Source organism: Streptomyces sp. NPDC005483, assembly GCF_040606035.1.
Taxonomy (GTDB): domain Bacteria; phylum Actinomycetota; class Actinomycetes; order Streptomycetales; family Streptomycetaceae; genus Streptomyces.
Genome location: NZ_JBEXEA010000024.1, coordinates 87,130 through 113,323, shown reverse-complemented (window position 1 = coordinate 113,323; position 26,194 = coordinate 87,130). Strand labels below are relative to the sequence as shown.

At 71.1% G+C, this 26,194-nt stretch carries 22 protein-coding genes and 1 pseudogene; 14 read left to right on the top strand and 9 right to left on the bottom strand.

Annotated features, from left to right (window positions below; all coding sequences use genetic code 11):
• Positions 1-45: 45 nt before the first annotated feature.
• The 4 genes from ABZT06_RS35805 to acs form a co-directional block, all read right to left on the bottom strand.
• Entirely contained in the window at positions 46-987 is a 942-nt protein-coding gene (locus ABZT06_RS35805; protein WP_355750782.1) for an alpha/beta hydrolase, read from the bottom strand.
• The gene (locus tag ABZT06_RS35800; RefSeq protein WP_355750779.1) at positions 984-1,490 is read right to left on the bottom strand and encodes a phage holin family protein; all 507 of its coding nucleotides are present in this window, start codon (positions 1,488-1,490) and stop codon (positions 984-986) included. The genes ABZT06_RS35805 and ABZT06_RS35800 overlap by 4 nt, the downstream gene beginning before the upstream one ends.
• Positions 1,491-1,564: 74 nt before the next feature.
• Positions 1,565-2,983 (bottom strand): Na+/H+ antiporter NhaA, encoded by a 1,419-nt coding sequence (gene nhaA / locus ABZT06_RS35795; RefSeq protein ID WP_355750776.1) that lies wholly within the window; start codon positions 2,981-2,983, stop codon positions 1,565-1,567.
• A gap of 145 nt (positions 2,984-3,128) precedes the next feature.
• Positions 3,129-5,087 carry an acetate--CoA ligase gene (gene acs / locus ABZT06_RS35790; protein WP_355750773.1) on the bottom strand — a complete coding sequence of 653 codons (1,959 nt, stop codon included), beginning with the start codon at positions 5,085-5,087 and terminating at the stop codon, positions 3,129-3,131.
• 245 nt (positions 5,088-5,332) lie between these two features.
• Here acs and ABZT06_RS35785 point away from each other — a divergent pair, with 245 nt between their 5' ends.
• A complete protein-coding gene (locus ABZT06_RS35785; protein WP_355750770.1) occupies positions 5,333-5,938 on the top strand; it encodes an RNA polymerase sigma factor in 606 nt (201 codons plus the stop codon).
• Complete coding sequence (locus ABZT06_RS35780; RefSeq protein WP_355750767.1) at positions 5,935-6,537, top strand: hypothetical protein; 603 nt, start codon at positions 5,935-5,937, stop codon at positions 6,535-6,537. Before ABZT06_RS35785 ends, ABZT06_RS35780 begins: the two co-directional genes overlap by 4 nt.
• Positions 6,538-6,591: 54 nt before the next feature.
• On the opposite strand, the gene ABZT06_RS35775 is transcribed toward ABZT06_RS35780, so the two are convergent.
• Entirely contained in the window at positions 6,592-9,003 is a 2,412-nt protein-coding gene (locus tag ABZT06_RS35775) for a SulP family inorganic anion transporter (protein ID WP_355750764.1), read from the bottom strand.
• Positions 9,004-9,300: 297 nt separating this feature from the next.
• Between ABZT06_RS35775 and ABZT06_RS35770 the strand changes: the two genes are divergently transcribed.
• Positions 9,301-10,578 (top strand): hypothetical protein, encoded by a 1,278-nt coding sequence (locus tag ABZT06_RS35770; protein ID WP_355750761.1) that lies wholly within the window; start codon positions 9,301-9,303, stop codon positions 10,576-10,578.
• Positions 10,579-10,625: 47 nt separating this feature from the next.
• Here the strand turns inward: ABZT06_RS35770 and ABZT06_RS35765 are convergent, their stop codons facing one another.
• Positions 10,626-11,612, bottom strand: a complete 987-nt coding sequence (locus ABZT06_RS35765) for an ATP-binding protein (RefSeq protein WP_355750758.1) — start codon at positions 11,610-11,612, stop codon at positions 10,626-10,628.
• Positions 11,613-11,713: 101 nt separating this feature from the next.
• Here ABZT06_RS35765 and ABZT06_RS35760 point away from each other — a divergent pair, with 101 nt between their 5' ends.
• Complete coding sequence (locus ABZT06_RS35760; RefSeq protein ID WP_355750755.1) at positions 11,714-12,538, top strand: oxidoreductase; 825 nt, start codon at positions 11,714-11,716, stop codon at positions 12,536-12,538.
• A 338-nt stretch (positions 12,539-12,876) separates the two neighbouring features.
• Here ABZT06_RS35760 and ABZT06_RS35755 read toward each other — a convergent pair whose 3' ends face one another.
• On the bottom strand, positions 12,877-13,710 hold the full coding sequence (locus tag ABZT06_RS35755; RefSeq protein ID WP_355750751.1) for an HAD family hydrolase: 834 nt from the start codon (positions 13,708-13,710) through the stop codon (positions 12,877-12,879).
• Positions 13,711-14,321: 611 nt separating this feature from the next.
• Here ABZT06_RS35755 and ssd point away from each other — a divergent pair.
• From ssd to ABZT06_RS35725, 6 genes are all read left to right on the top strand, one after another.
• Positions 14,322-15,434, top strand: a complete 1,113-nt coding sequence (gene ssd / locus ABZT06_RS35750) for a septum site-determining protein Ssd (protein WP_355750748.1) — start codon at positions 14,322-14,324, stop codon at positions 15,432-15,434.
• Positions 15,435-15,622: 188 nt separating this feature from the next.
• Entirely contained in the window at positions 15,623-16,819 is a 1,197-nt protein-coding gene (locus ABZT06_RS35745) for a TadA family conjugal transfer-associated ATPase (RefSeq protein ID WP_355750829.1), read from the top strand.
• 43 nt (positions 16,820-16,862) lie between these two features.
• The gene (locus tag ABZT06_RS35740; RefSeq protein ID WP_355750826.1) at positions 16,863-17,792 is read left to right on the top strand and encodes a type II secretion system F family protein; all 930 of its coding nucleotides are present in this window, start codon (positions 16,863-16,865) and stop codon (positions 17,790-17,792) included.
• Positions 17,789-18,577: a type II secretion system F family protein gene (locus ABZT06_RS35735; RefSeq protein WP_355750745.1), complete on the top strand. Its 789-nt coding sequence runs from the start codon at positions 17,789-17,791 to the stop codon at positions 18,575-18,577. The genes ABZT06_RS35740 and ABZT06_RS35735 overlap by 4 nt, the downstream gene beginning before the upstream one ends.
• Positions 18,578-18,688: 111 nt before the next feature.
• Positions 18,689-18,910 (top strand): DUF4244 domain-containing protein, encoded by a 222-nt coding sequence (locus ABZT06_RS35730; RefSeq protein WP_355750742.1) that lies wholly within the window; start codon positions 18,689-18,691, stop codon positions 18,908-18,910.
• Positions 18,897-19,262, top strand: coding sequence for a TadE family type IV pilus minor pilin (locus ABZT06_RS35725; RefSeq protein WP_355750739.1), 366 nt, complete (start codon positions 18,897-18,899; stop codon positions 19,260-19,262). Before ABZT06_RS35730 ends, ABZT06_RS35725 begins: the two co-directional genes overlap by 14 nt.
• 47 nt (positions 19,263-19,309) lie before the next feature.
• Here the strand turns inward: ABZT06_RS35725 and ABZT06_RS35720 are convergent, their stop codons facing one another.
• On the bottom strand, positions 19,310-19,675 hold the full coding sequence (locus ABZT06_RS35720) for a hypothetical protein (protein WP_355750831.1): 366 nt from the start codon (positions 19,673-19,675) through the stop codon (positions 19,310-19,312).
• On the opposite strand from ABZT06_RS35720, the pseudogene ABZT06_RS35715 reads away from it, so the two are divergent.
• Positions 19,562-19,852, top strand: a pseudogene (locus tag ABZT06_RS35715) (Rv3654c family TadE-like protein); the annotation flags it as partial. The gene ABZT06_RS35720 and the pseudogene ABZT06_RS35715 overlap by 114 nt on opposite strands.
• Here the strand turns inward: ABZT06_RS35715 and ABZT06_RS35710 are convergent.
• Positions 19,818-22,475: a DEAD/DEAH box helicase gene (locus ABZT06_RS35710; protein ID WP_355750736.1), complete on the bottom strand. Its 2,658-nt coding sequence runs from the start codon at positions 22,473-22,475 to the stop codon at positions 19,818-19,820. The pseudogene ABZT06_RS35715 and the gene ABZT06_RS35710 overlap by 35 nt on opposite strands.
• Positions 22,476-22,555: 80 nt before the next feature.
• On the opposite strand from ABZT06_RS35710, the gene bldG reads away from it, so the two are divergent.
• The 3 genes from bldG (at position 22,556) to ABZT06_RS35695 (ending at position 26,151) form a co-directional block, all read left to right on the top strand.
• Complete coding sequence (gene bldG, locus ABZT06_RS35705; RefSeq protein ID WP_006132569.1) at positions 22,556-22,897, top strand: anti-sigma factor antagonist BldG; 342 nt, start codon at positions 22,556-22,558, stop codon at positions 22,895-22,897.
• Positions 22,898-23,014: 117 nt separating this feature from the next.
• A complete protein-coding gene (locus tag ABZT06_RS35700) occupies positions 23,015-23,452 on the top strand; it encodes an ATP-binding protein (RefSeq protein ID WP_355750732.1) in 438 nt (145 codons plus the stop codon).
• A 290-nt stretch (positions 23,453-23,742) separates the two neighbouring features.
• Positions 23,743-26,151, top strand: coding sequence for a sodium-translocating pyrophosphatase (locus ABZT06_RS35695; RefSeq protein ID WP_355750729.1), 2,409 nt, complete (start codon positions 23,743-23,745; stop codon positions 26,149-26,151).
• The last annotated feature ends 43 nt before the right edge of the window (positions 26,152-26,194 follow it).

Here is a 26,194-nt window from a genome sequence, read left to right as displayed (position 1 = left end):
CGTAGGACAGGTGTTCAGGTCCGGATACCGGGCGCGATGTGTCGGTCACCGATCGGGTTCGGGATCCTTCAGCCAATTGATCAGTTCTGTCGAGAAGGCGACCGGATCCTCCTCGTGCGGGAAGTGCCCCAGACCGTCGAACAGCCGCCAGCGGTACGGCGCTTCGACGTACTCCCCGGACCCGGCCGCACTGCGTGTTCGCATCACCGGGTCGAGCGAGCCGTGCAGATGGAGGGTCGGCACGCGGACGGGCCGCTTCATGCGCCGGTTGAACTGGATCCCGTCGGGACGGGCCATCGATCGCACCATCCAGCGGTACGGCTCGACCGAGCAGTGCGCCGTGGAGGGGATGCACATCGCCGCGCGGTACGTCTCCACGGCCTTGTCGTCCGGCAGCCGCGGGCCGGACCAGTCCCGGATCAGCTCGGCGACCAGTGCGCCGTCGTCCGCGGTCAGCTGCCGCTCGGGGACCCAGGGCCGCTGGAACCCCCAGATGTAGGAGCCGGCACGCGTCTGCTTGAGGTCCGACAGCATCGCCGAGCGCCAGCGCCGGGGATGCGGCATCGAGGCGACCGCGAGCCGTCGTACGAGCTTGGGACGCATCGCGGCCGCCGTCCACGCCAGATAGCCGCCCAGGTCATGGCCGACCAGCGCGGCGTCCGGCTCGCCCAGGGAGCGGATGACGCCGGTGACGTCGAGGGCGAGGTTGGCGGGGTCGTAGCCGCGCGGGGTGCGGTCGCTGCCGCCGACGCCGCGCAGGTCCATGGCCACGGCCCGGAAGCCGGCGCCGGCGAGCGCCTCCAGCTGGTGGCGCCAGGTCCACCAGAACTGGGGGAAGCCGTGCAGGAACATCACGAGCGGTCCGTCGCCCAGTTCGGCGATGTGGAAGCGCGCGCCGTTGGCGGCCACGTCCCGGTGCGTCCAGGGACCGTCGGGCCGTACGAGAGAGGCGGGCTGCTGCGCCGAAGGGGCGGCGGGGTCGGTCATGACGACGAGCGTGCCACAGCCTCGATGGCCTTCGTGTTGCGGACCCGCTCCTCGAGGACCTTGGTGTCGTCACCGGGCCGCGGGTGGGGCTTGGCGTTCTGCAGCACGCCCGCCGTCTCCTTCACCGACGCGGCGACCTTCTGCGGGCCCTTGCCCTTCTGTGCCTTCTTCGCGAAGACGACACCGATCAGCGCGAGGACGCCGGCGACGAGGACGTTCGCCGCGAAGGACAGCAGGAAGCAGACCGCGAGGTTCCAGTCGCTCCAGGTCCGGATGCCGTACGCCAGCGCGAAGTTGAGCATCGGCAGGGAGAACAGCAGGACCGCGCCGGCCACGCTGAACGCGCCGCCGCTCATGGCGCCCTTCTTGACGTCCTGCTTGAGCTGGGCCTTCGCCAGCGCGATCTCGTCGTGCACCAGGGCCGACATCTCGGTCGTCGCCGAGGCGAACAGCTGGCCGATGCTGCGTTCGGCGCCGACCGGGCTGCCGTCGGGTGCGCTCATCGCGGTCTCCCTCTTCACTGGGACTCGTTACCGGGACCCTTTGTGGGCCGTGACTTTTGTACCGTCCCGTCAGATCATGCCCGACGGTCGTCCTCCTCGCCTGCCCCGCCCGCCACTTCGGCAAGCCGCTCGGCGGTCTTGAGCTCGGCGATCCGGCGGTGCTCGGCGGCCTTGCGGTCGTAGATCGCCGCCATCCGCAGGTGATACGCCGGGTCGTCCTCCTCGTACACGTCCGGGATGCCGTCGAGATCGTCGTCGCGCTCCTCGGCCTCGTACAGCCTGCGGTACTTGGTGTTGCGCAGCTTCAGCAGCACGGTCGCGAGGGTGGCCGCGACGAGCGAGCCGAGGAGTACGGCGGCCTTGACCTCGTCGGTCAGCCTCGCGTCGCCGTCGAAGGCGAGCTCCCCGATGAGCAGCGACACGGTGAAGCCGATGCCGGCGAGGGTGGCCACCGCGAACACGTCGGCCCACTCGAGGTCGTCGCTGAGCGAGGCCCGGGTGAAGCGGGCCGTGAGCCAGGTCCCGCCGAAGATGCCGAGCGTCTTGCCGACGACGAGCCCGAGCACCACGCCCAGCGTCTCCGGCTGGGTGAGGACGTCGCCGAGCGCGCCGCCGGAGACGGAGACACCCGCGCTGAAGAGGGCGAACAGGGGGACGGCCAGGCCCGCCGAGAGCGGCCGTACGAGATGCTCGATGTGCTCGCCCGGGGACCGCTCTTCGTCCTCCCGCCTGGTGCAGCGCAGCATCAGGCCCATCGCGACGCCCGCGATCGTGGCGTGGATGCCGCTGTTGTACATCAGCGCCCAGATCACCAGCGCGAGCGGGACGTAGACGTACCACCCGTGCACGCCCTTGCGCAGCAGTAGCCAGAAGACCGCGAGGCCGAGGGCGGCGCCGCCGAGCGCGGCGAAGTCGATGTCGGCGGTGAAGAAGACCGCGATGATCAGGATCGCGAAGAGGTCGTCGACGACGGCGAGGGTGAGGAGGAAGGCGCGCAGCGCGCTCGGCAGCCAGGTGCCGATGACAGCGAGCACGGCGAGCGCGAAGGCGATGTCGGTGGCGGTGGGCACGGCCCAGCCGGACAGGGAGCCGCCACCGGTGACGTTGGTGAGCGTGTAGACGAGTGCCGGTACGGCCATCCCGCACAGGGCCGCGGCCACGGGCAGCGCGGCCGCCCTGGGATCCTTCAGGTCGCCGGCGACCAGCTCGCGCTTGAGTTCGGCGCCGGCCACGAAGAAGAAGATCGCGAGCAGCCCGTCGGCGGCCCAGTGCTCGATCGACAGGTCGAGTCCGAGGGCCGCTGGGCCCAGGTGGTAGTGGCTGACGCTCTCGTAACTGTCGTGCAGCGCGGGGACGTTCGCCCAGACCAGCGCGGCGATGGCGGCGATGAGCAGCAGCACACCGCCGACCGTTTCGGTGCGCAGCGCGTCCGCGACGAAGGTGCGCTCGGGGAGGGAGAGACGGCCGAGGACCTTACGAGTGGGCGCGGGCATCGGGGGGACCTCCGGTCGGTGGGCATGGCAGTGCTGCTTGCCGACCAGACTTCCCGGCACACCTTGAGGGTCACGCTTCTTTGTTTAGTTTACCTAAAAGGGACGCCCGGCGCGCTGCCGTGCCGGGCGCCCTTTCAGGAGTACGTCAGTCCTCGCTGGGCGCGGCCGGCAGCTTGTCCTGGATGAGGTCCATGACCGTGGAGTCCGTCAGCGTGGTGACATCACCGAGCTGGCGGTTCTCGGCGACGTCCCGCAGCAGTCGGCGCATGATCTTGCCGGAGCGGGTCTTGGGCAGCTCCTGCACCGGCAGGATCCGCTTGGGCTTGGCGATCGGGCCGAGGGTGGCGCCGACGTGGTTGCGCAGATCGGCGACAAGGCCCTCGTCCTCGGCGTTCGCCGTGCCGCGCAGGATCACGAAGGCGACGATGGCCTGACCGGTCGTCTCGTCCGCGGCACCGACCACGGCGGCCTCGGCGACCGAGGGGTGGGAGACGAGCGCGGATTCCACCTCGGTGGTCGAGATGTTGTGGCCGGAGACCAGCATGACGTCGTCGACGCGGCCCAGCAGCCAGATGTCGCCGTCGTCGTCCTTCTTCGCGCCGTCACCGGCGAAGTACTTGCCCTCGAAGCGGGACCAGTAGGTGTCGAGGAAGCGCTGGTCGTCGCCCCAGATGGTGCGCAGCATCGACGGCCACGGCTCGGTGAGGACGAGGTAGCCGCCACCGCCGTCGGGGACTTCCTTGGCCTCGTCGTCCACCACGGTGGCCGAGATGCCGGGCAGCGGCGTCTGTGCGGAACCCGGCTTGGTCGCGGTCACTCCTGGCAGCGGGGAGATCATCATCGCGCCGGTCTCGGTCTGCCACCAGGTGTCCACGATCGGCGTCCGGTCGGCGCCGATGTGCTTGCGGTACCAGATCCAGGCCTCCGGGTTGATCGGCTCACCGACCGAGCCGAGGACACGCAGGCTGGACAGGTCGAACTTCGCGGGGATGTCGTCGCCCCACTTCATGAACGTACGGATCGCGGTGGGCGCCGTGTACAGGATCGTCACCCCGTACTTCTGGATGATCTCCCAGAAGCGGCCCTGGTGCGGGGTGTCCGGCGTGCCCTCGTACATGACCTGGGTGGCGCCGTTGGCGAGCGGGCCGTAGACGATGTACGAGTGCCCGGTCACCCAGCCGACGTCGGCCGTGCACCAGTAGACGTCGGTCTCCGGCTTGAGGTCGAAGACGGCGTGGTGGGTGTACGCGGTCTGGGTGAGGTAGCCGCCGGAGGTGTGCAGGATGCCCTTGGGCTTACCCGTCGTGCCGGACGTGTAGAGGATGAACAGCGGCTGCTCGGCGTTGAAGGCCTCGGGGGTGTGCTCGGCCGACTGCCGCTCGACGATCTCGTGCCACCACACGTCCCGGCTGTCGTCCCAGGCGACCTCCTGGCCGGTGCGGCGCACGACGAGCACGTGTTCGACGTTGCCGGCCTTGTCCGCGGCCTCGTCGACGGCGGGCTTGAGCGCGGACGGCTTGCCGCGGCGGTACCCACCGTCGGAGGTGATGACGACCTTGGCGTCTGCGTCCTGGATGCGTGTGGCGAGGGCGTCCGCAGAGAACCCGCCGAAGACGACGGAGTGCGCCGCGCCGATCCGCGCGCACGCGAGCATGGCGACCGCCGTCTCGGGGATCATCGGCATGTAGACGGCGACCCGGTCGCCCTTCTGGACGCCCAGTTCCAGCAGGGCGTTCGCGGCCCTGGAGACCTCGTCCTTGAGCTCGGCGTAGGTGATCGCGCGGCTGTCGCCCGGCTCGCCCTCGAAGTGGATGGCGACCCGGTCGCCGTGGCCCGCCTCGACATGCCGGTCGACGCAGTTGTACGCCACATTGAGTTCGCCGTCCTGGAACCACTTGGCGAACGGCGGGTTCGACCAGTCCAGTGTCTCGCTCGGCTCCTTGGCCCAGCTCAGTCGGCGGGCCTGCTCGGCCCAGAAGCCCAGCCGGTCAGCCTTGGCCTGCTCATACGCCTCCGCCGTGACGTTGGCGTTCGCGGCCAGGTCGGCGGGGGGTGCGAACCTGCGCTCTTCCTTGAGCAGGTTGGCCAGGCTTTCGTTGCTCACGGCATCTGCCTTTCCCAGGGTGTCCGTTGTGTCCCAGGCCACAGCTCATCAGACCGGGGGTGCGATGACAAGGGTCGACCGGAAATTGGTTTAGACCTGTGGGGGTCGAGTCCGCCGGCCATGGTCATCCGTACCCACGTACGCCGACCAGGCAGAGTTCAGCACTTGTAACGCCTTTCACACTCCCGCCCAAGTACGGGTGAAGCGCCGTCGACGCACCGGCGCCCGATGAGAAGGGAGCCCGAGTGGACGGCATACGGGGCGGACCGCGGGCCGCGGCCCGCGACCCACAGCTCTTCGAGGAGTTCTACCGGCGCCATGTGGACGCGATGACGTCTTTCGTGGCCCGGCGTGTCGCGGACCCGCACACGGTCGCCGACCTGACGGCCGAGATCTTCCTGGCGGTCCTGGACTCCGCCCACACCTACCGCCCGTCCCGGGGCAGCGAGCGGGCGTGGCTGTACGGCATCGCGCGCAACGTGGTCGCCGGGGAGCGCCGGCGGGTCGCCCGTGAGACCGACCGCTTCCGGCGCATCTCGGGGCGGCGACTGCTGGAGCCGGACGACATCGCCCGCCTGGAGGACAAGCTCGACGCGGAGAGCCCGGGCCGCCGCGCCCTGGCCGCACTGGAACGGCTCCCCGCGGGGGAGAGAGCCGTCCTGGAACTGGTCGCGGTCGACGAACTGACGGTCGGCGAGGCCGCGACGGCGTTGGGGATCAGCCAGGTGGCGGCGCGGGTACGGCTGCACAGGGCGCGTAAGTCACTGCGGGAGCAGGCGGAATCACCGGGCGGGGAGCTGTACGGGCCCTTCCTGTCGTACGTCACGGAAGGAACCGGGGGAGAGGCATGACGACGAGGGCGACGTTCGAGGACCGGCTGCTGGCGGAGTTGCAGGGGGAGATCGAGCGACGGGAGATCGATGGGCGGGAGATCGATCGGCGGGAGTCCGCTTCGGTGCCTGCCGCACGGCGCCCCCTGTTCACGGGACGCCGGCTCGCCCTGGCCGCGGGGCTCTGCGCGGCGGCCGTACTCGCGGTGGTGACGTCACCGGGCACGCCGGCCCAGTCTCCGGCGTACGCGGTGGAACGCCACGACGACGGCACGGTCACCCTCACGGTCAAAGACCAGGACATCGGCGTGCAGGCACAGCGCGAACTCGCGCGGAAGCTGAGCCGCAACGGCATCGAGATGGATGTGCAGATCCTTCGACCGGGCTATGCCTGCAAGGGTGATCCGGTGCTCTGGGGAGTCAACGCCCAGGGCGAGCGCGTTCCGCTCCTCGTCTTCCAGTTCAACCGGAAGATCACCCTGCACCGCGGCAATGTGCTGGTCTTCGTGAACCTCAACGACAGGGCAGAGCCGTACCGGGTCTACGTCTACCCGACCGAGGCCGACGTCAAGCCCTGTGTGCCGGTGAAGCCGACGCCGAACCGGTCTCAGCGCGCCTAGTGCCAACTCCGGCGGTGTGCGGCCCCTCCCGGAGGGGCCGCACACCCGTGAAGCTCAGGCCGGCAGATCCGCCGCCGCCTCCACATGGTCGAACAGCCGGTCCTCGTCCGCCCCGGTGAGCAGGTACGCCTGGGCCTCGCCCACGTGGAAGTACATCCCGTGCAACTCCAGCTCCCCGTCCCGAAGGGCCCGGACGACCGAGTCATGAGCGCTCAGATGCTCCAACTGCTGCACCACGTTGATCAGACAGAGCTGCTCGACCGCGTCGGCGGGCGCCCGCCCGGCAAGCCTGGCGCCGGGTCGGCTGCCGTCGGCCATCCGCTCCAGACTGGGCAGTCCGTGCCGCAGCCACCGCTTCAGCGGGGTCCGGGCACCGCCCGGCTCGGAGTTGAGCAGCGCCTGCATGGCCCCGCAGCCGGAGTGCCCGCACACCGTGATGGAGCGCACCTTCAGCACGTCGACCGCGTACTCGATCGCGGCCGCCACCGAGTCGTCCCCGCTCTCCTCACCGGGCAGGGGGACGAGGTTGCCCACGTTGCGCACCACGAACAGGTCGCCCGGGCCACTGGAGGTGATCATCGAGGTGACCAGCCGTGAGTCGGCGCAGGTGAGGAAGAGCTGGTCAGGCCGCTGGCCCTCACGCGCCAGCCGGGCCAGCTCACCCCGCACGATCGGCGCGGTGTTCCGCTGGAACGCGCTGATGCCACGCGCCAGTTCGTGCCCGCTCGACTCGCGGTGCGCGCCCGGAGCCTGGGCGGCACCCGGCTCGCCGGACGCACCGGCGGGTCCCGCGGCCTGCGCGGCGTACGGGCGCTCGCACTGGTGGTTGCGCCAGGCCGTCCAGGGACGGCAGCGGCAGTGATCGGCTTCGGACGGCTCGGCGATGCGCGTACCGGGTCTGCGCCCGGTCAGCTCGACGGAACCGCCCTGCGCGGTGTGCGTCTTCTGCCAGTCGTGAAGCGACTCGTACGCCGCGTGGTCCATGAACGACCCGTCCAACTCCACGACGGCGTCGGCCCCCTGCGGGACGAGATGCAGGGCCCGGCTGAGCCGGGGTACCGCGAGGAACGTCAACTGCCCTCGTACGTGTACGTGATGGACTCCTTCCCTCTCGTAGTGCGTGATCCGGGTGCGGGTGAGGCGGTGCAGGGCGACCCCGACGGCGACGGCGATCCCCAGCGTCACGCCCTCCAGGACGCCGAAGACGACCACGCCGAGGGTGGTGACGGCGTAGACCAGGACCTCTCGGTGGCGGGTCACCGTGCGGATGTGGTTGAGGGACACCATCTGGATGCCGACGGCCATCACCAGGGCGGCGAGCGAGGCGAGCGGGATGAACTCGAGGACCGGGACCATCAGCAGCGCGGCGATCACTACGAGAACGCCGTGCAGCATCGTGGAGTTCCGGCTGACGGCACCCGCTTGGACGTTCGCGGAACTCCGCACCGCCACACCGGCGACGGGCAGTCCGCCGAGGGCGCCGGAGACGATGTTGGCGGCGCCCTGCCCGAGCAGTTCGCGGTCCAGGTCGGAGCGGCCGACGCGGACACCGCGGCCCGGACCGGTGCTCGCGGTGATCAGGTCGGGGCGTCCGGCCGCCAGCTTGTCGACGGCGACGGCGCCCAGCAGCGACTGCACGCTGCACACCAGTGTGGTGGTGAGCACGGCGGCGGTGAGCCCCAGCACGGGGCCCTCGGGCAGCCCGGCCAGGGCGTGGCTGCTCCAGGACGGCAGGTCGACCTTCGGCACGGTCAGTCCGGTGAGGGAGGCGGCGGTGGTGGCTCCGGCGACGGCCACGAGCGCGGCCGGGATCCTGCGCAGGAGGTGGCCCGCGCGGCCCGGGATGCGCGGCCAGAGGAGGAGCAGCGCCAGGGTCAGCACGCTCACCGAGACCGCGGCGGGCTGCACCCGCGCCAACTGGGCGGGCAGGGCACGGAGGTTGTCCAGGACGGAGCTCTGCGGGGTGCCGCCGAGGACGATGTGCACCTGGGCGACGGCGATGGTGACTCCGATGCCGGCGAGCATGCCGTGCACGATCGCGGGGCTGACGGCGAGTGCGGTGCGGGCCACGCGCAGGCAGCCGAGGCCGAGTTGGACCACTCCGGCAAGGACGGTGATGGCGCAGGTCGTCCGCCAGCCGTAGCGGTGGATCAGGTCGGCGGTGACCACGGTGAGTCCGGCGGCGGGGCCGCTGACCTGGAGCGGACAGCCGCCCAGCCGGCCGGCGACGATCCCTCCGACGGCGGCGGCCACGAGGCCGGCTTGGAGGGGTGCGCCGGTCGCCAGGGCGATGCCCAGGGACAGGGGCAGGGCGATCAGGAAGACCGCGATGGAGGCAGAGACGTCGGCGCCCGCGACACGGAAGCGGCGGGGCGGGGTCGGTGGGGGGCTGTGGGAGGGGTGGCTGCTCCTCGCGTGGTGCGAGTCGCTCGGGTCGGTGGCGCGGGTGGGAACACAGGCTGACATTTTTCCCGTCTCCTCCGGGGCAGCGCGGTCGCGGAACAGGTGGTCCCCCGTCGATGGCAGGGGTCGGGTCGCGGCCGTGGGTCACGGCGTGCAGCGGCGGGATGAATCAACGCTCGGTAAATGGATCGTAATGCAGAGTAAAGGGCAGGCATGGACTTTCCGGGCAAATAGGTGAACAGCTCACCTGAATGGGTGGAGTGGTAATTTCATCGGCTTGTCGTACTAATTCCCTCTCGGGCTCGTGCGAACTTGACGGCGCTGTCGTTGCCCCGAGAGAAGGAAGAAGGTGGGCGGAACATGGCCGCCACCCACAGGATTGCCGCGGGAGCCGTGGTCGCCGCGGTCTGCGCAGCCTCACTCGCCGGTTGCGCGACCGGTGCCGACACCGCCGACGGAGGAGCCGCCGGCCCCCAGAAGGTGAAGCCCGCCCAGGCCCCGCCCAAGCGGGTGTTCCGCCTGATCGGCGACGGCTCCACCGCGTACACCGGAGCACAGCCGCACCTGCCCAGAGCCAAACGCCTGGCGCCCGGCGAGAAGCCGCCGCAGTTCGTGGTGTTCTCCTGGGACGGCGCCGGCGAGGACAGCCAGAAGCTGTTCTCCCACTTCCGCGAGGTCGCCAAGGCGAACCACGCGACGATGACGTACTTCCTCAGCGGCGTGTACATGCTGCCGGAGGACAAGCGCGACGAGTACAAGCCGCCACAGCACTCCCCGGGCCGCTCCGACATCGGCTTCAACGACGAGCAGGGCATCGCCGACACCGTCAAGCAGCTGCGCCTCGCGTGGCTGGAGGGCAACGAGATCGGCACCCACTTCAACGGCCACTTCTGCGGCAGCGGCGGCGGGGTCGGCCAGTGGTCGGTCGAGGAGTGGAAGGACGAGATCGCCCAGGCGAAGAAGTTCGTGAAGTCCTGGAAGACCAACACGGGGATGACGAAGGCCTCCCCGCTGCCCTTCGACTACGACAAGGAGCTCGTCGGAGCCCGCACCCCGTGCCTGGAGGGCCAGACGAACTTCATGAAGGCCGCGAGCGAGCTCGGCTTCCGCTACGACACCAGCGGCGTCAACGAGCAGCTCTGGCCGAAGAAGAAGCAGGGCCTGTGGGACCTGTCGATGCAGCTCGTGCCCTTCCCCGGGCACTCCTACGAGCAGCTCACCATGGACTACAACTTCATGGTCAACCAGTCCGGCACCAGGACCCAGGGCGACCCGAGCAAGTACGAGTTCTGGGGCGACCAGATGCGCGAGGGCCTGCTCAAGGGCTTCGACCGGGCCTACAACGGCAACCGTGCGCCCCTGATCATCGGCAACCACTTCGAGTCCTGGAACGGCGGCACCTACATGCGCGCCGTCAAGGAGACCGTCGAGCAGGTGTGCAACAAGCCCGACGTGCGCTGTGTCTCCTTCCGGCAACTCGCCGACTGGCTGGACGCCCAGGACCCGAAGACCCTCGAGAAGCTGCGTGCCCTGGGGGTCGGCGAGGCGCCGAAGCAGGGTTGGCAGGCCTTCCTGTCCGGCCGGCCCGCCCCGGCCCCGAAGGGCGTACCGGGGGCACCGGCGGCCAGGCAGCGGTAGCGGTCAGAGGGAGCGGGGAGGGGGCGCGGCGGGGGCCGTCGTGGCCGTCAGACGCCCGCAGCCGTCACCGCGCCCTCGCCGAGGACGAATGAGGGGTCGATCTGCGCCGCCAGGTCGGCCCCCGTGCGCTCGTTGCCCCAGGACCGGGCGTTCTTCAGATGGAAGTGCACCATCTGCTGGGTGTAGCGCTCCTGGTCCCGCAGGTCGTACGTCGCGTCGGTGGCCGCCCGCAGTTGGTGCAGGGCGCGGCGGTTGACGTCCTCCAGGAGCGCGAACCGGGGCGGCCGGCCCTTCTCCAGTGCGCGCACCCAGTCGGAGTGCCCGACCGTCACCAGCAGGTCGTCCCCGACTTCGGCGCGGAGGAAGTCGAGGTCGTCCTGGCCCTGCACCTTGTTGCCGACGACCTTCAGAACGACTCCGAAGTCGCGGGCGTACTCCTTGTACTGGCGATAGACGGAGACCCCCTTCCGGGTCGGCTCGGCGACGAGAAACGTGATGTCGAAGCGGGTGAACATGCCGGAGGCGAAGGAGTCGGAGCCTGCCGTCATGTCCACCACGACGTACTCGTCCGGCCCGTCCACCAGGTGGTTCAGGCACAGCTCCACCGCTCCCGTCTTGGAGTGGTAGCAGGCGACCCCCAGGTCGGCTTCCGTGAAGGGGCCGGTGACCATCAAACGGACGACGTCGCCGTCGAGTTCCACCTGCCGGGCACAGGCGTCGTAGAGCGGGTTGTCCTCGCGCACCCGCAGCAGCCGCGAGCCCCCGCCGGGCGGGGTGGTCTTGATCATCTCCGCGGGCGAGGCGATCCGCGGGTTGGTGCCGCGCAAGTACTCCTTGATCAGTGGCAGTTGCTCACCCAGGGCGGGCAGCGCGGCCGCCTCCGCCTCGTCCAGGCCGAGGGCTGGCCCCAGGTGCTGGTTGATGTCGGCGTCGACGGCGATCACCGGCGCTCCGGTGGCCGCGAGATGGCGGATGAACAGGGCGGACAGGGTGGTCTTGCCGCTGCCGCCCTTCCCGACGAAAGCAATTTTCATGTTCACCAAGAGTAGTCGGGTGATAGCTGTATGTGACAGGAGTGCGTGAAGAAGACCACTCCATCGAGGGGCGCGCGGCTGGGTTGCGTAATGTCGGACTCATGAGTACGACAGGCGCGAACGCCGATCCGCTCGCGGCCCTGGGCTCGCTGCCCGGGGTGGCCGACTCCGTGGAGTCCGTGCGCAAGTCCGTGGACCGGGTCTACGGGCACCGAGTCATGCGGCGCCGCAGTAACGAGATCACCTCCGAGGCGGCCCTGCGCGGCGCCCGCGGCTCGGCCGCGCTGTCCGGCGCGGACTGGGCCCTCGAAGAGGTCCGCAGGCGCTCGGACTTCGGCGTCGACGACGAGGCGCGGGTCATGGGCGCGGCCCTCAGGCTGACCGCCGAGGCCGGCCAACTGCTGTCCATCTGGCGGCAGTCACCCCTGCGGGTGCTGGCCAGGCTGCATCTGGTCGCCGCGGCGTCCGACGAGGACGAGATCGGCCGTCCCCGGCAGGCCGGCGAGAGTGTCGACGAGCCGCTCATCGAGCTGCCCCTGCCTGGCGCGGCGGAGGTCTCGGGCCGCCTGGAGGGTCTGTCGGAGCTGATCATCGCGGGCAGCTCGGCCCCCGCCCTGGTCACGGCCGCCGTCGTGCAGGGCGAGCTGCTCGCCCTCAGGCCCTTTGTCTCCCACAACGGCCTGGTCGCGCGGGCGGCCGCGCGGATCGTCCTGGTCGGCAGCGGTCTCGACCCGAAGTCGGTCTGCCCGGCGGAGGTCGGTCACGCCGAACTGGGCCGTGCGGCCTATCTGGCGGCGCTCGACGGATACGTCTCCGGCGCCCCCGAGGGCATGGCAGCCTGGATCGCCCACTGCGGCAGCGCGATCGAACTGGGCGCGCGCGAGTCGACGGCGGTCTGCGAGGCGCTCCAGCGCGGCGCGGCGTGAAAACCCCCGGAACAGGGTTGCGGCGGTACGAAAGGATTCGTACCGCCGCTGGCATGTTCACCGGGTTACCAAGCGTCCTCGATATATTGCCCATCAGGTCGGGAACTTAGCCCGTCACCTGGTGCGGCTGGCCCGTAATCGACGGGTCGACGTCGCGTGGGTGCTCAGTGTCCATGCTCGGTCCGTGGGGCCAAATGCGTTTTTAAGGTGATCCTCTCGGATGTCCTTGGTCTCGCGGGCCGTTAACCCCTTTGTACTCCTGGACCCGGGCAAGCGGAACCCCCGGCCGCCGTTCTTTACTTTTGTCCTCAAATAGGTGCCAAGTAGATGCAATCGCCTCAGGCCACCGTTGACCGCCGTCGATTCGCGTACCAGACGAGGCCTGCCGTCGCTGCCGCCGCTCCTATCGCGGCGACCGCGACGAGCGCCGGGCGGGGCGGTACGGCGAATCCGGGCAGCCGCTGCTTGAGCCGGACCGGCCGGTGGAAATCGAGAATCGGCCACCCGCGCGCGAGGGCCTCGCGGCGCAGCGTCCGGTCCGGGTTGACCGCGTGCGGATGGCCCACGGCCTGGAGCATGGGCAGGTCGGTCGCCGAGTCGCTGTAGGCGTAACAGCGCTCCAGGTCGTACCCCTCGGACTCCGCCAGCTCCTTGATCGCCTCGGCTTTGGTCGGGCCGTACGCGTAGTACTCCACCTCGCCCGTGAAGCAGCCGTCCTCGCCCACGACCATGCGGGTCGCCACCACCCGGTCGGCGCCGAGGAGTTCGCCGATCGGCTCGACCACCTCGGCGCCCGACGTGGAGACGATGACGACGTCCCGCCCCGCGGTGTGGTGCTCCTCGATGAGGGAGGCAGCCTCGTCGTAGATGAGCGGGTCGATCAGTTCGTGGAGGGTCTCGGCCACGATCTCCTTGACCTGCTGGACGTTCCAGCCGCGCACGAGCGCGGACAGGTACTCGCGGGTGCGCTCCATCTGGTCGTGGTCCATACCGCCGACGAGGAAGACGAACTGGGCATATGCGGTCCGTAAGGCGGCCCTGCGGTTGATCAGGCCCCCCTGGTAGAACGACTTGCTGAAGGTGAGCGTGCTCGACTTCGCAATGACCGTCTTGTCCAGGTCAAAGAAGGCGGCTGTGCGGGGCAAGGAGTGGTTTTCCACGACCCCGAGCATAGGCGCAGCCCATTCGGCGTAAGGTGAGGCGCGTGGGTTTGCCTGAGAGGGCTCTCGGGTACACCATGGAAGTCACGGATCGTTCGCGACCGTGCTAACCCGGTCCGGCTCCTCCCCCCCCGAGTCGGCCGTGGAGGCGACCCCCACTCTCCCCCCCGGTGGGGGTCGTCGCATGTCCGGGTGCATTTTTCCTCTTCCTTACGCGGTTCTTCGACCGCTTCGAGGCGACTTCGGTCGCCTCTTCCGCATGCTCATGATCTGTTACTGACCGTAGTCACGGTGCTGCTCTGTGGAAGTCGCACACGGGCGGTACGGGCTCACCGGTATGGGTGACGGCGATATTCACAACCGCTGAGTTGTCCACAGTTATCGAGCAAGATCCACACGATTTCCGGGATCGCTGCACCGTGATTCCCACACGTCCCGCTCCGGCCGACTTCATGGCCGGTTCTGGTTTGTCGGGTGTGTTTGGCCGGTTCGTATCGGCCGTTCATATGGAGGCCGGTTGCCGGTTCTTCACATGTTTGGGAATCGCGGGGCCGAAGGGGCCGCGTGAGAGACGCGCCGCGCGGGCCCTTCGGAGGGGCCCTCGCGTGGCGCGGTGAAGGGGGATGAAGACCGTGACCGCAGCCGTCACACACGAGGGACAGCCCGCCGCCGGAGGGCGACCGGGCCGGCCGCTGATCGTCACGGAGGACGAGGACCTGCTCGACGACCTCCTACGGCTGTGCGCGGCGGCCGGCGCGACCGCCGAGGTCCATCACGGGGTGCCACAGCCCAGAGGCAGCTGGGAGGCCGCCCCGCTCATCCTGGTCGGCGACGACGCCGCCAGGCGGGTGCGCGGAGCCGCCCGCAGGCGCGGAGTGGTGCTGGTGGGCCGGGACCAGGACGACTCCGGAGTGTGGAAGCGGGCCGTCGAGATCGGCGCCGATCACGTCCTGATGCTGCCCGACGGCGAGCAGTGGCTGGTCGACCGGATCGCCGACGTCACCGAGGGCGTCGGCCGGCCCGCCCTCACCGTCGGCGTCATCGGCGGCCGCGGCGGGGCCGGAGCCTCCACGCTCGCGTGTGCCCTCGCCGTCACCTCCGCGCGTGAGGGCCTGCGCACGCTCCTGGTGGACGCCGATCCGCTGGGCGGCGGACTCGACGTACTCCTCGGCGGGGAGAGCACCGAGGGGCTGCGCTGGCCCGCGTTCGCCGCCTCGCGCGGGCGGGTCGGCGGCGGCGCCCTGGAGGAGTCGCTGCCGAGGCTGCACTCGCTGCGAGTCCTGAGCTGGGACCGCGGCGACCGCATCGCCGTCCCGCCCCAGGCCGTCCGGGCGGTGCTCGCCGCGGCCCGGCGCCGGGGCGGCACTGTCGTCGTCGACCTGCCGCGCCGCCTCGACGACGGCGTCGCCGAGGCTCTCGCCCAGCTCGACCTCGGGATCCTGGTGGTCCCCGCCGAGCTGCGCGCCGTCGCCGCGGCAGGCCGCGTGGCCTCTGCGGTGGGCATGGTCCTGCGCGACCTGCGGGTGGCGGTACGCGGCCCGTACGCCCCCGGCCTCGACGACCGCGAGGTGGCCCGCCTGCTCGGACTGCCCCTGGTGGGTGAGGTCCCGGTCGAGTCGGCGCTCCAGCGGCCACAGGGGAGCGGATCACCACCGGGGGCGGCGGTACGGGGGCCGCTGGCGCGGTTCTGCAAGGAGTTCTGGGAGCGCGCGTTGACGGAGGCGGGGGCGGCATGAGCGTGTTCTCAGGGTTCCACGGGGTGGACGGCGCGAAGGGCGGTTCCGCCAAGGCGCGGCGGACAGGTGATCCGGTGGCGGGCCTCGTCGAGCGACGGCGGTCGGGTGAGGCACCGCTCGGCACTGCCGGGCGGCTGCGGGCAGCCCCGGCGGGTGTGTCCACGGCGTCCTCGGCAGCCGGTGCGGACATGGCCCCCGGGCTGCTGGCCGGCGTACGGCAGTGGCTGGCCGAGAGCGGGGCCGAACCGACGCCCGCGCGGGTGGCACAGGCGCTGCGCGAGCAGGGGCGGGTCCTCGGGGACACCGAAGTGCTGGGCGCGGCCGAGTTGCTGCGGTCCGAGCTGGTCGGCAGTGGGCCCCTGGAGCCGCTGCTCGCCGACCCGTCGGTGACGGACGTCCTCGTGTCGGCGCCGGACCGGGTCTGGGTGGACCGGGGCGGCGGACTCGAACTGACCGCCGTCTCCTTCCCCGACGCGGCCGCCGTACGACGGCTCGCGCAGCGGCTTGCCGCGGTCGCGGGGCGGCGCCTCGACGACGCCCGGCCCTGGGTCGACGCCCGGCTGCCGGACGGGACGCGGCTGCACGCGGTGCTCCCTCCGGTCGCCGTCGGCTGTGCCTGTCTGTCGTTGCGGGTCGTACGGCCCCGCGCGTTCAAGCTGGACGAACTGGTCGCGGCCGGCACGGTCCCGCCGGGCGGGGACCGGGTGCTGCGGGCGCTGCTCGACGCGCGGCTGTCCTTCCTCATCAGCGGCGGGACGGGCACCGGGAAGACGACCCTGCTGAGCGCGCTGCTGGGACTCGTCGGACCGGGTGAGCGGATCGTGCTCGCGGAGGACTCGGCGGAGCTCAGGCCGGACCATCCGCACGTCGTCCGGCTGGAGACGAGACCCGCCAACCAGGAGGGCGCCGGGCTCGTCACGCTCGAGGACCTGGTGCGACAGGCACTGCGGATGCGGCCGGACCGGCTCGTCGTGGGTGAGGTGCGTGGGCCCGAAGTGGTGCATCTGCTGGCCGCGTTGAACACGGGTCATGAAGGCGGCTGCGGGACCGTCCACGCCAACGCGGCGGCCGACGTACCGGCCCGTCTGGAGGCGCTGGGTACGGCCGCCGGACTCGACCGGGCGGCGCTGCACAGCCAGTTGGCGGCCGCGCTGTCGGTCGTGCTGCATCTCGTGCGCGACCGGGCCGGGCGGCGGCGGATCGCCGAGGTGCGGGTGCTGGAACGGGATTCCACAGGGCTGGTGCGGACGGTGCCGGCGCTGCGGTGGGGAGCGGAGGCCTTCGCGTACGAGCGGGGGTGGGAGCGGCTGCGGGGGCTGCTCGGGGAGGCGATGCGGGGGCCGGGGAAGGCCGGACGACTCGGCGAAGCGGCAGGCCAGACGTGACGGCGACGAGAGGGCTCGGACAGTGAGAGACGTGGAGATCGGGATGGGGGAGATGTCGGTGGGGTCGACGGGAGTGGCCGTGGGGTGCCTCGGGGCGGCCGTGTGGCTGTGGGGCGGACGGCGTTCCGGGATGCGGCGGGCGCAGCTGCTGCTGGCCGGCGGTGGGGTGGTGGGAGCGGGGCCTCCGCCGTGGCGGCGACTGATGGGGGAGCTGCGGCGGGTTCGCGGGCGGCTGGGCTTCGAGTGGTGGGCGGCGGCCGCCGGGCTGGTGCTCGCCGTACTGGGGGCCTCGGTGCTGCCGGTCGTCGCGGGGGCGGCCGGGGTGCCGTTGCTGCGGCGGGTGCGGCTGGCCCGGGAGGAGCGTCGGGTGCGTGAGCGGCGGGCGGACGCGGTGATCGCGTTGTGCGCGGTGGTCGCTGGAGAGGTGCGCGCGGGGCGGCAGCCCGGGGAGGCGCTGGTGCGGGCTGTGCGGGACTTCGAGGGGGCCGGAGACGTTGGGGCCGGCTCGGGTGGACACGGTCCGGGGGCGCCGGAGTTCGGTGGGCTCGGGGAGACGCAGGCCACTGTGCTGGCGGCGGCCCGGTTCGGTGGGAATGTTCCGACGGCGCTCGCGGCGGCGGCCCGGCGACCCGGTGCCGAGGGGCTGCTGGGGCTTGCCGCGTGCTGGCGGGTGGCCGTGGATCAGGGCGCGGGGCTCGCGGCCGGGCTCGATCGGCTCGAAGGGGCTCTACGGGCCGAGCGGGACCAACGGGCTGATCTGCGAGCCCAGTTGGCGGGAGCTCGGTCCACGGCGTGGATGCTCGCCGCGTTGCCCGTGCTCGGACTGGGCCTCGGTGCCGCCCTCGGCGCCGACCCCCTGCACGTCCTTCTGCACACCGGTACCGGGCTGGGCTGCCTGCTGGTCGGCGGCCTGCTGGAGGGCGTCGGGATGTGGTGGGCGACGCGGATCGTACGGGGAGCCGAGGCGGCATGAGCGCGGAAGTTGTCCACAGGCTGGGGGCGGTTTTGGGGATCGCGCTGCTGGTCACCTGGCTCGCTCGGTGGGCCGCGACGGCGCGGCGTGAGCGGATACTGCGGCGGCGGCTCGGAGAGCTGCTCGCCGCCGCGGAGGCCACGACCGAGGGCCCGCGGTTCGAGGGGCGGGAGTTCGCGCGCCGGTGGCTGCCCGTGCTCGGCGTCGGATGCGCCGGGTGGGTGCTGGTCGGCGGAGTCGTCGGCGCCGTGGTCGGCCTCGCCGTCGCGGCGGGCTTGTGGCGGTGGCGGCTGCGCGAGACGGCCGGCGTGGGCGCCGGGGAGGCCGCCGCGCGCGAGGCGGCTCGGCAACTACCGCTCGCCGCCGACCTGCTGGCCGCCTGTATCGCGGCGGGCGCCGGTCCCGTGATCGCCGCGCAGGCCGTGGGTGAGGCGCTGGGCGGCCCCGTGGGAGTGGGACTCGCACGCGGGGCGGCGGAGGTACGGCTCGGCGGCGAACCGGGTGAGGCCTGGCGAGGGCTCGCCTCGACACCGGGCGCCGGTGCGCTGGCCCGGCTGCTGGAACGCGCCGATGTGACCGGCCTGCCCGCGGCCGGACCCGTCGCCGGGCTCGCGGCGGACGCCCGCGCCGACTGGGGGCGGGCCGCGACGGCACGGGCCCGGAAGGCCGCCGTGCTGGTCACCGCTCCGGTGGGGCTGTGTTTCCTGCCCGCGTTCATCGCCATCGGCGTGCTGCCGATCGTGGTCGGGCTCGCGGGAGGGGTGCTGGGAGGGGGTGGGCGATGAGGGCCGGCGGTGGGTGAGCCGGTGTACGCGGAGGCGGACGAGGCGACACACGAACAGGTTCAACGAGCAGCCAGACAGCGATCAACAGGACTGATCCTTACGGGGGTTGAGATGTACAAGACGGTACGGGCGCGGATGCGTGCCCTGGTGTGCAGGACGGTGTGCCGGGTGCGGTCGATGCACGGCGACGAGGGAATGGTCACCTCCGAGTACGCGATGGGGATCGTCGCGGCGGTGGCGTTCGCGGTGGTGCTCTACAAGGTGGTGACCAGCGGAGCCGTCAGCGCGGAACTCCAGGCCATCGTGAAACGGGCCCTCGATGCGAAGGCGTGAACGGGCGGCGGACCAGGGGTTCGTGACGGCGGAGTCGGCCATGGTGCTGCCCGTGCTGGTGATGTTCGCGATGGCACTGGTGTGGGGGCTGCTCGTGGTGGCCGCGCAGATCCAGTGTGTGGACGCGGCCAGGACGGGCGCCCGCGCGGCGGCCCGCGAGGACTCCGACGAGGCGGTCGTCCGGGTGGCTCGGGACACGGCACCGCGCGACGCGGAGGTGACGGTCGCCCGGGAGGGCGACCGGGTCCGGGTCGTGGTCGTGGCGAAGCCGCCCGCGCTGCACGGCCTGCCCTTCGAGGTGCGCGAGGAGGCCGTGGCTCTGGTGGAGGCGACGGTGGGGGAAGCGGGATGAAGGGGGCTGAGGGGCGGGGCTTCGGAGCGCGGGTCGCCGCCGTGCGATCAGTGGTCGGTCGGTCCGCCCGCCGGTGTCCCGTTCGTCCTCGGCTCCGGCGGCCCCGCCACCCGGGCGAGCGGAGCGCCGATGTCCGGTTCGGCGCGGTGCGGTGGGCGAAGGCGGGGCGGTTTGTGGTGGCCCGCGCCGGCGGTGAGTGGTTCGCCGGCGTCCGTCGTGCTGCCGCCTGGTTCGCCGGCTCCCATCTCACCGCCGAACGTTCGGACCGGGGTTCCGCCACCGTCTGGAGTGTCGGTGCCATCGCGGTGCTGTGCGTGGTGTTCGGGGCCGTGCTGGCCCTCGGGCAGGCCGTCGTCGTACGGCATCGGGCGGCCGGTGGCGCGGATCTCGCGGCGCTCGCGGCGGCGGACCACTGGGCCGACGGGTCCGCGGTGGCCTGCGCCCGGGCGGAGGAGGTGGCGCGGGACCAGGGTGCGCGGCTGGTGCGGTGCGTGATGGTCGGCGAGATCTCCGACGTGACGGCTGCCTCCGGGCGGGGGCCGTTCACGGCGGAGATCAGGGCGCGGGCGGGGCCTGCGGGGCCGGTTCCGTCGGAGGGTCCTCTTCCGTCGGCCCTCGACGGCTCTGTGCCGCTGCCTTCCAGGGCCCGGGTTCCGGTGCCTGCTGGAGATCCGGCCGCTCCTGGACTCCGGCTTCCCGGAGTCCGGGGAGCCCGTCCTGCGGCGCCCCAGGATGTCCCTCTTCCGGCCCCCCGGGGAGCCCCTCCTCCGGCGCCCCCCGCAACAGCACTGTGAGGAGCCGCACCGCCCCCCTCTTGTGCAGCGGGTCGTTGCCGTTGCCGCACTTGGGGGACTGGATGCAGGACGGGCAGCCGGCGTCGCACTCGCAGGAGGCGATGGCCTGACGGGTGGCGGTGAGCCAGGCGCGGGCGGTGTGGAAGGCGCGCTCCGCGAAGCCCGCCCCGCCCGGGTGGCCGTCGTAGACGAAGACCGTGGGGAGCAGCGTGTCGGGGTGCAGCGGGATCGACACGCCGCCGATGTCCCAGCGGTCGCAGGTCGCGAACAGGGGCAGCAGGCCGATCGAGGCGTGTTCGGCGGCGTGCAGGGCGCCGCCGAGGATCTCCGGGTTGATCCGGGCTTCATCGAGCTGGTCCTCGGTGACCGTCCACCACACCGCGCGGGTGCGGAGCGTACGAGGAGGGAGGTCGAGTTTCGTCTCGCCCAGGACTTCACCGGTGATGAGGCGTCTGCGGAGGAAGGAGACGACCTGGTTGGTGACCTCGACGGAGCCGTAGCACAGGCGTCCGTCGCCCCAGGGGATCTCGGTGTCCGTCTCCAGGACGGAGATGGCCGTCGTGTCGCGGGCGACCGTCGAGTAGGAGGGGTTTGCCTCCTCGACCAGGGCGACCGAGTCCTCCAGGTCCAGGGAGCGGACGAGATAGGTGCGGCCCTGGTGGAGGTGGACCGCGCCCTCGTGGACGGCGGTGTGGGCGGAGCCCGCGTCGACCGTGCCGAGGAGGCGGCCCGTGCCCGACTCGACGATCTGGATGGGCTGGCCGCCCTCCCCGCGGATGTCGGTGAGGTCGGCGGCCCGCTCGCGGCGGGTCCAGTGCCAGGCCTTGGTGCGGCGGCGCAGGAGTTTCGCGGACTCCAGCTGTCCCAGCAGGCTCTCGGTCTCCGGCCCGAACAACTCCATGTCCTCGTCCGTCAACGGCAGTTCCGCCGCGGCCGCGCACAGGTGCGGGGCGAGGACGTACGGGTTGTCGGGGTCGAGGACGGTGGACTCCACCGGCTGGTCGAACAGGGCTTCGGGGTGGTGGACGAGGAAGGTGTCCAGGGGGTCGTCGCGGGCCACCAGGACCGCCAGGGCGCCCTGGCCGGCCCGCCCGGCCCGGCCGGCCTGCTGCCACAGGGACGCGCGCGTGCCGGGGTAGCCGGAGATCAGCACGGCGTCCAGGCCCGAGACGTCGATGCCGAGTTCCAGGGCGGTGGTGGCGGCCAGGCCCAGCAGTTCTCCCGAGTGGAGAGCCTGTTCCAGGGCGCGGCGCTCCTCCGGGAGGTAGCCGCCGCGGTAGGCGGCCACGCGGCGGGCCAGGGAGCGGTCGACCTCGGCCAGCCGTTCCTGGGCGATCACGGAGATCAGCTCGGCGCCGCGCCGGGAGCGCACGAAGGCGACCGAGCGCACGCCCTGCACGGCGAGATCGGTGAGGAGGTCCGCCGTCTCCGCCGTGGCGGTGCGGCGGACCGGGGCGCCCTTCTCGCCCTGCAGCTCGGTGAGCGGGGGCTCCCAGAGGGCAAACACCAGTTCGCCGCGCGGTGAGGCGTCGTCGGCGACCTCGACCACCGGGAGGCCGGTGAGGCGGCGGGCGGCGACCGACGGCTCGGCGGCGGTCGCGGAGGCCAGCAGGAAGACCGGGGAGGCGCCGTAGCGGGCGCAGAGGCGGCGCAGACGGCGCAGCACCTGGGCGACATGGGAGCCGAACACGCCCCGGTAGGTGTGGCACTCGTCGATGACGACGTACTTGAGCGCCTTCAGGAAGGAGGACCAGCGGGAGTGGGAGGGGAGTATCCCGCGGTGCAGCATGTCCGGGTTGGTCAGCACGTAGTTGGCGTACTGGCGGATCCACTCGCGTTCCTCGAACGGCGTGTCGCCGTCGTAGACCGCGGGTCGTACGGAATTGGCCAGCGGTTGTGAAAGTTCCTTCACCGAACGGCACTGGTCCGCCGCCAGGGCTTTCGTGGGGGACAGGTAGAGCGTGGTGGCGCCGCGGCCGTTCGGGGCCTCGGAGCCGTCCAGGAGCGTGGAGAGGACCGGCACGAGGTACGCCAGGGACTTGCCGGAGGCGGTGCCGGTGGCGACGACGACCGACTCGCCGTCCAGGGCGTGTTCGGCCGCGCGTGCCTGGTGGGCCCAGGGGTGCTCGATGCCGCAGGCCTGGACGGCCGCGATGACCTCGGAGCGGATCCGGTCGGGCCAGACGGCATGGCGACCCGCACGCGGGGGCAAGTGCTCCGTATGAGTGATGCGCGCAGCCCGGTTCGTCCCGGCGGCGAGCCGGTCCAGGACCGTGCTCGGCGTGGGGCGGGGACCGGCGTCCGTCGAGGGTCGATCGGATCGGAGATTCTTGGCCATCGGCACCGAGTGTGTCACTGGCGTGACGGACAATGGGACCAAGGCGTCGTGCACGCCTGCCGGTAAGTGATTGAATGCCATCGCGGCTGGCGAACCGTCCCGGGGGCTCTGCCGAGGTGTCCCGAGGGGCGACCGCTCGATAGCAAGGTGCTGGAGGATCCGTGGACCTGTCCCTGTCGACCGAGACCGTCGGCGATCGCACGATCGTCAGGGTCGGTGGCGAAATCGACGTATATACCGCGCCCAAGCTGCGCGAGCAGCTGGTCGAGCTGGTGAACGACGGCAGTTTCCACCTTGTCGTCGACATGGAGGGCGTGGACTTCCTCGACTCCACCGGGCTCGGCGTACTGGTCGGCGGACTCAAGCGGGTGCGTGCCCATGAGGGCTCGCTGCGCCTGGTCTGCAACCAGGAGCGCATTCTCAAGATCTTCCGAATCACCGGCCTCACCAAGGTGTTCCCGATCCACACCTCGGTCGAGGAAGCGGTGGCGGCGACCGACTGACCCGTCCCGGGCCCGTGCCCGGATCGGCAGAAGGACGTCGACAGAAGCAAAAGAAGGGGTCCGGGCTTTCGGCGGCCCGGTCCCCCGACAGCACGCCCGTAGTTCCGAGGGGGACGCATGGCCACCGTTGAACTCCGTTTCAGCGCGCTGCCCGAGCACGTCAGGACCGCCCGACTGGTGGCGGCAGCGGTGGCGCGCAGGTCCGGAGTGGACGAGGCTGTCCTCGACGAGGTCAGGCTCGCCGTCGGCGAGGCCTGCACCCGTGCCGTCGGACTGCACCAGAGCGGCGGCATCACCGCGCCGGTCAAGGTGCTGCTGATCGAGGAGGAGAAGCAGTTCTCCATCGAGGTCGGCGACGAGGCACCGCGTTCGGCCCCGGGCGACCGGGCGTCGGGCGCACTGGGCGAGGAGCCCGACCCGGAGACCGAGGAGGACGAGATGGGCCTCGCGGTCATCAGCGGCCTCGTCGACGACGTCGAGGTCACCGCAGGGGAGCATGGCGGACAGATCCGTATGACCTGGCCGACCACGCCGCCGGCCGCAGTGCTCTCCTGATTTCCTCCCCGGTTCGTATCAGATTTCAGTTCGACATGCGGAAGGGCCCCACCACCCTGGTGGGGCCCTTCCGCATGTCGGCGTGGGCTTTCTGTGCCTACAGTGGTCTGGTGCGATGCGTTTCGTGAATTGGTTCACGATCAAGATATTGGTCAAGAATGCCTTCAGGGCATTACTGCATTCAGGTTCTGTAAAAGGCGAATTCCGTTTACCGCGCCCTGTTTTGATCGGCGCGTGGTACCTACAATCCGTCCACATCTTGAGCTCAGCCCAAGCGTCAAGGAGGACGAATGGCGGGGCTTTCTACCCCTGATCAGTTGGACCAGCCCACAACAACCCTCGCGGCCGCGGTGCTCACCGACGACAACCGGGTACTGATCGCGGTCATCGCGGTGGTCGCACTGGCGGCGCTCGTGGTGGCGGGAGTCCTGGTGCGCCAGGTGCTCGCGGCCGGCGAGGGCACCGACAGCATGAAAAAGATCGCGGCGGCGGTCCAGGAAGGCGCGAACGCCTATCTCGCACGCCAGTTGCGCACGCTCGGCGTATTCGCCGTCGTCGTGTTCTTCCTGCTCATGCTGCTGCCCGCGGACGACTGGAATCAGCGCGCAGGCCGATCCATGTTCTTCTTGATCGGCGCGGCGTTCTCGGCGACCACCGGCTACATCGGCATGTGGCTCGCCGTGCGCAGCAATGTGCGTGTCGCCGCGGCGGCACGAGAGGCCACTCCGGCGGCAGGCGAGCCGGAAAAGGATCTCACCGCCGTCTCGCACAAAGCCATGAAGATCGCTTTCCGCACGGGCGGCGTCGTCGGCATGTTCACGGTGGGGCTCGGCCTGCTGGGAGCCTCCTGTGTGGTGCTGGTGTACGCGGCCGACGCGCCGAAGGTCCTGGAGGGTTTCGGTCTCGGCGCGGCGCTCATCGCGATGTTCATGAGGGTCGGCGGCGGCATCTTCACCAAGGCCGCCGACGTCGGCGCCGACCTGGTCGGCAAGGTCGAGCAGGGCATCCCGGAGGACGACCCGCGCAACGCCGCGACCATCGCCGACAACGTGGGCGACAACGTCGGGGACTGCGCGGGCATGGCGGCCGACCTCTTCGAGTCGTACGCCGTGACCCTGGTCGCCGCGCTGATCCTCGGCAAGGCGGCCTTCGGCGACGCCGGACTCGCCTTCCCGCTGCTCGTCCCGGCGATCGGGGTGCTCACCGCGATGGTCGGCATCTTCGCGGTGGCCCCACGACGCTCCGACCGCAGCGGCATGTCCGCGATCAACCGCGGGTTCTTCATCTCCGCGGCGATCTCGCTCGTGCTGGTGGCGGTGGCCGCCTTCGTCTACCTGCCGGGGAAGTACTCCGACCTCGACGGCGTCACCGACACGGCGATCAGCGGCAGGGACGGCGATCCGCGGATCCTCGCCCTCGTCGCGGTGGCGATCGGCATTCTGCTGGCGGCCGTCATCCAGCAGTTGACCGGCTACTTCACCGAGACGACTCGCCGCCCGGTCCAGGACATCGGCAAGAGCTCGCTCACGGGGCCCGCCACCGTCGTCCTCGCCGGTATCTCCATCGGTCTCGAGTCGGCCGTCTACACCGCCCTGCTGATCGGCCTCGGCGTCTACGGGGCCTTCCTGCTCGGCGGCACCTCGATCATGCTGGCGCTGTTCGCGGTGGCGCTGGCCGGCACCGGCCTGCTCACCACGGTCGGTGTGATTGTCGCCATGGACACCTTCGGGCCGGTCTCCGACAACGCGCAGGGCATCGCCGAGATGTCCGGCGACGTGGAGGGCGCGGGCGCGCAGGTGCTCACCAACCTCGACGCCGTCGGCAACACCACCAAGGCCATCACCAAGGGCATCGCCATCGCCACCGCGGTCCTCGCGGCCTCGGCGCTCTTCGGGTCGTACCGTGACGCGATCACGACCGGCGCGCAGGACGTCGGCGAGAAGCTCAGCGGGGACGGCGCGCCGATGAGCCTGATGATGGACATCTCGCAGCCCAACAACCTCGTCGGCCTCATCGCGGGCGCGGCGGTGGTCTTCCTCTTCTCGGGGCTGGCGATCAACGCGGTGTCGCGGTCGGCGGGTTCCGTGGTGTACGAGGTGCGGCGGCAGTTCCGCGAGCATCCCGGGATCATGGACTACAGCGAGGAGCCGGAGTACGGCAAGGTCGTCGACATCTGCACCAGGGACGCCCTGCGCGAGCTCACCACCCCCGGGCTGCTCGCCGTGATGGCGCCGATCTTCATCGGGTTCACGCTCGGGGTCGGCGCGCTCGGCTCGTTCCTGGCGGGCGCGATCGGCGCGGGCACCCTGATGGCGGTCTTCCTGGCCAACTCCGGCGGTGCCTGGGACAACGCCAAGAAGCTCGTCGAGGACGGTCACCACGGCGGCAAGGGCAGCGAGGCCCACGCCGCGACCGTGATCGGCGACACCGTCGGCGACCCGTTCAAGGACACCGCGGGCCCGGCGATCAACCCGCTGCTGAAGGTGATGAACCTGGTGGCGCTGCTGATCGCGCCGGCGGTGATCAAGTTCAGTTACGGCGACGACAAGAGCATCGGCGTACGGATCTTCGTCGCCGTTCTCGCGTTCCTCGTGATCGCCAGCGCGGTCTACGTCTCCAAGCGGCGCGGCATCGCCGTGGGTGACGAAGGCAACGAGAAGAAGGCGGCCAAGTCGGCGGATCCCGCGGTGGTTTCGTAGGCCCTCCGACGAGTCCCAGCTCAAGGGGCGGGCGGGCGGCGCG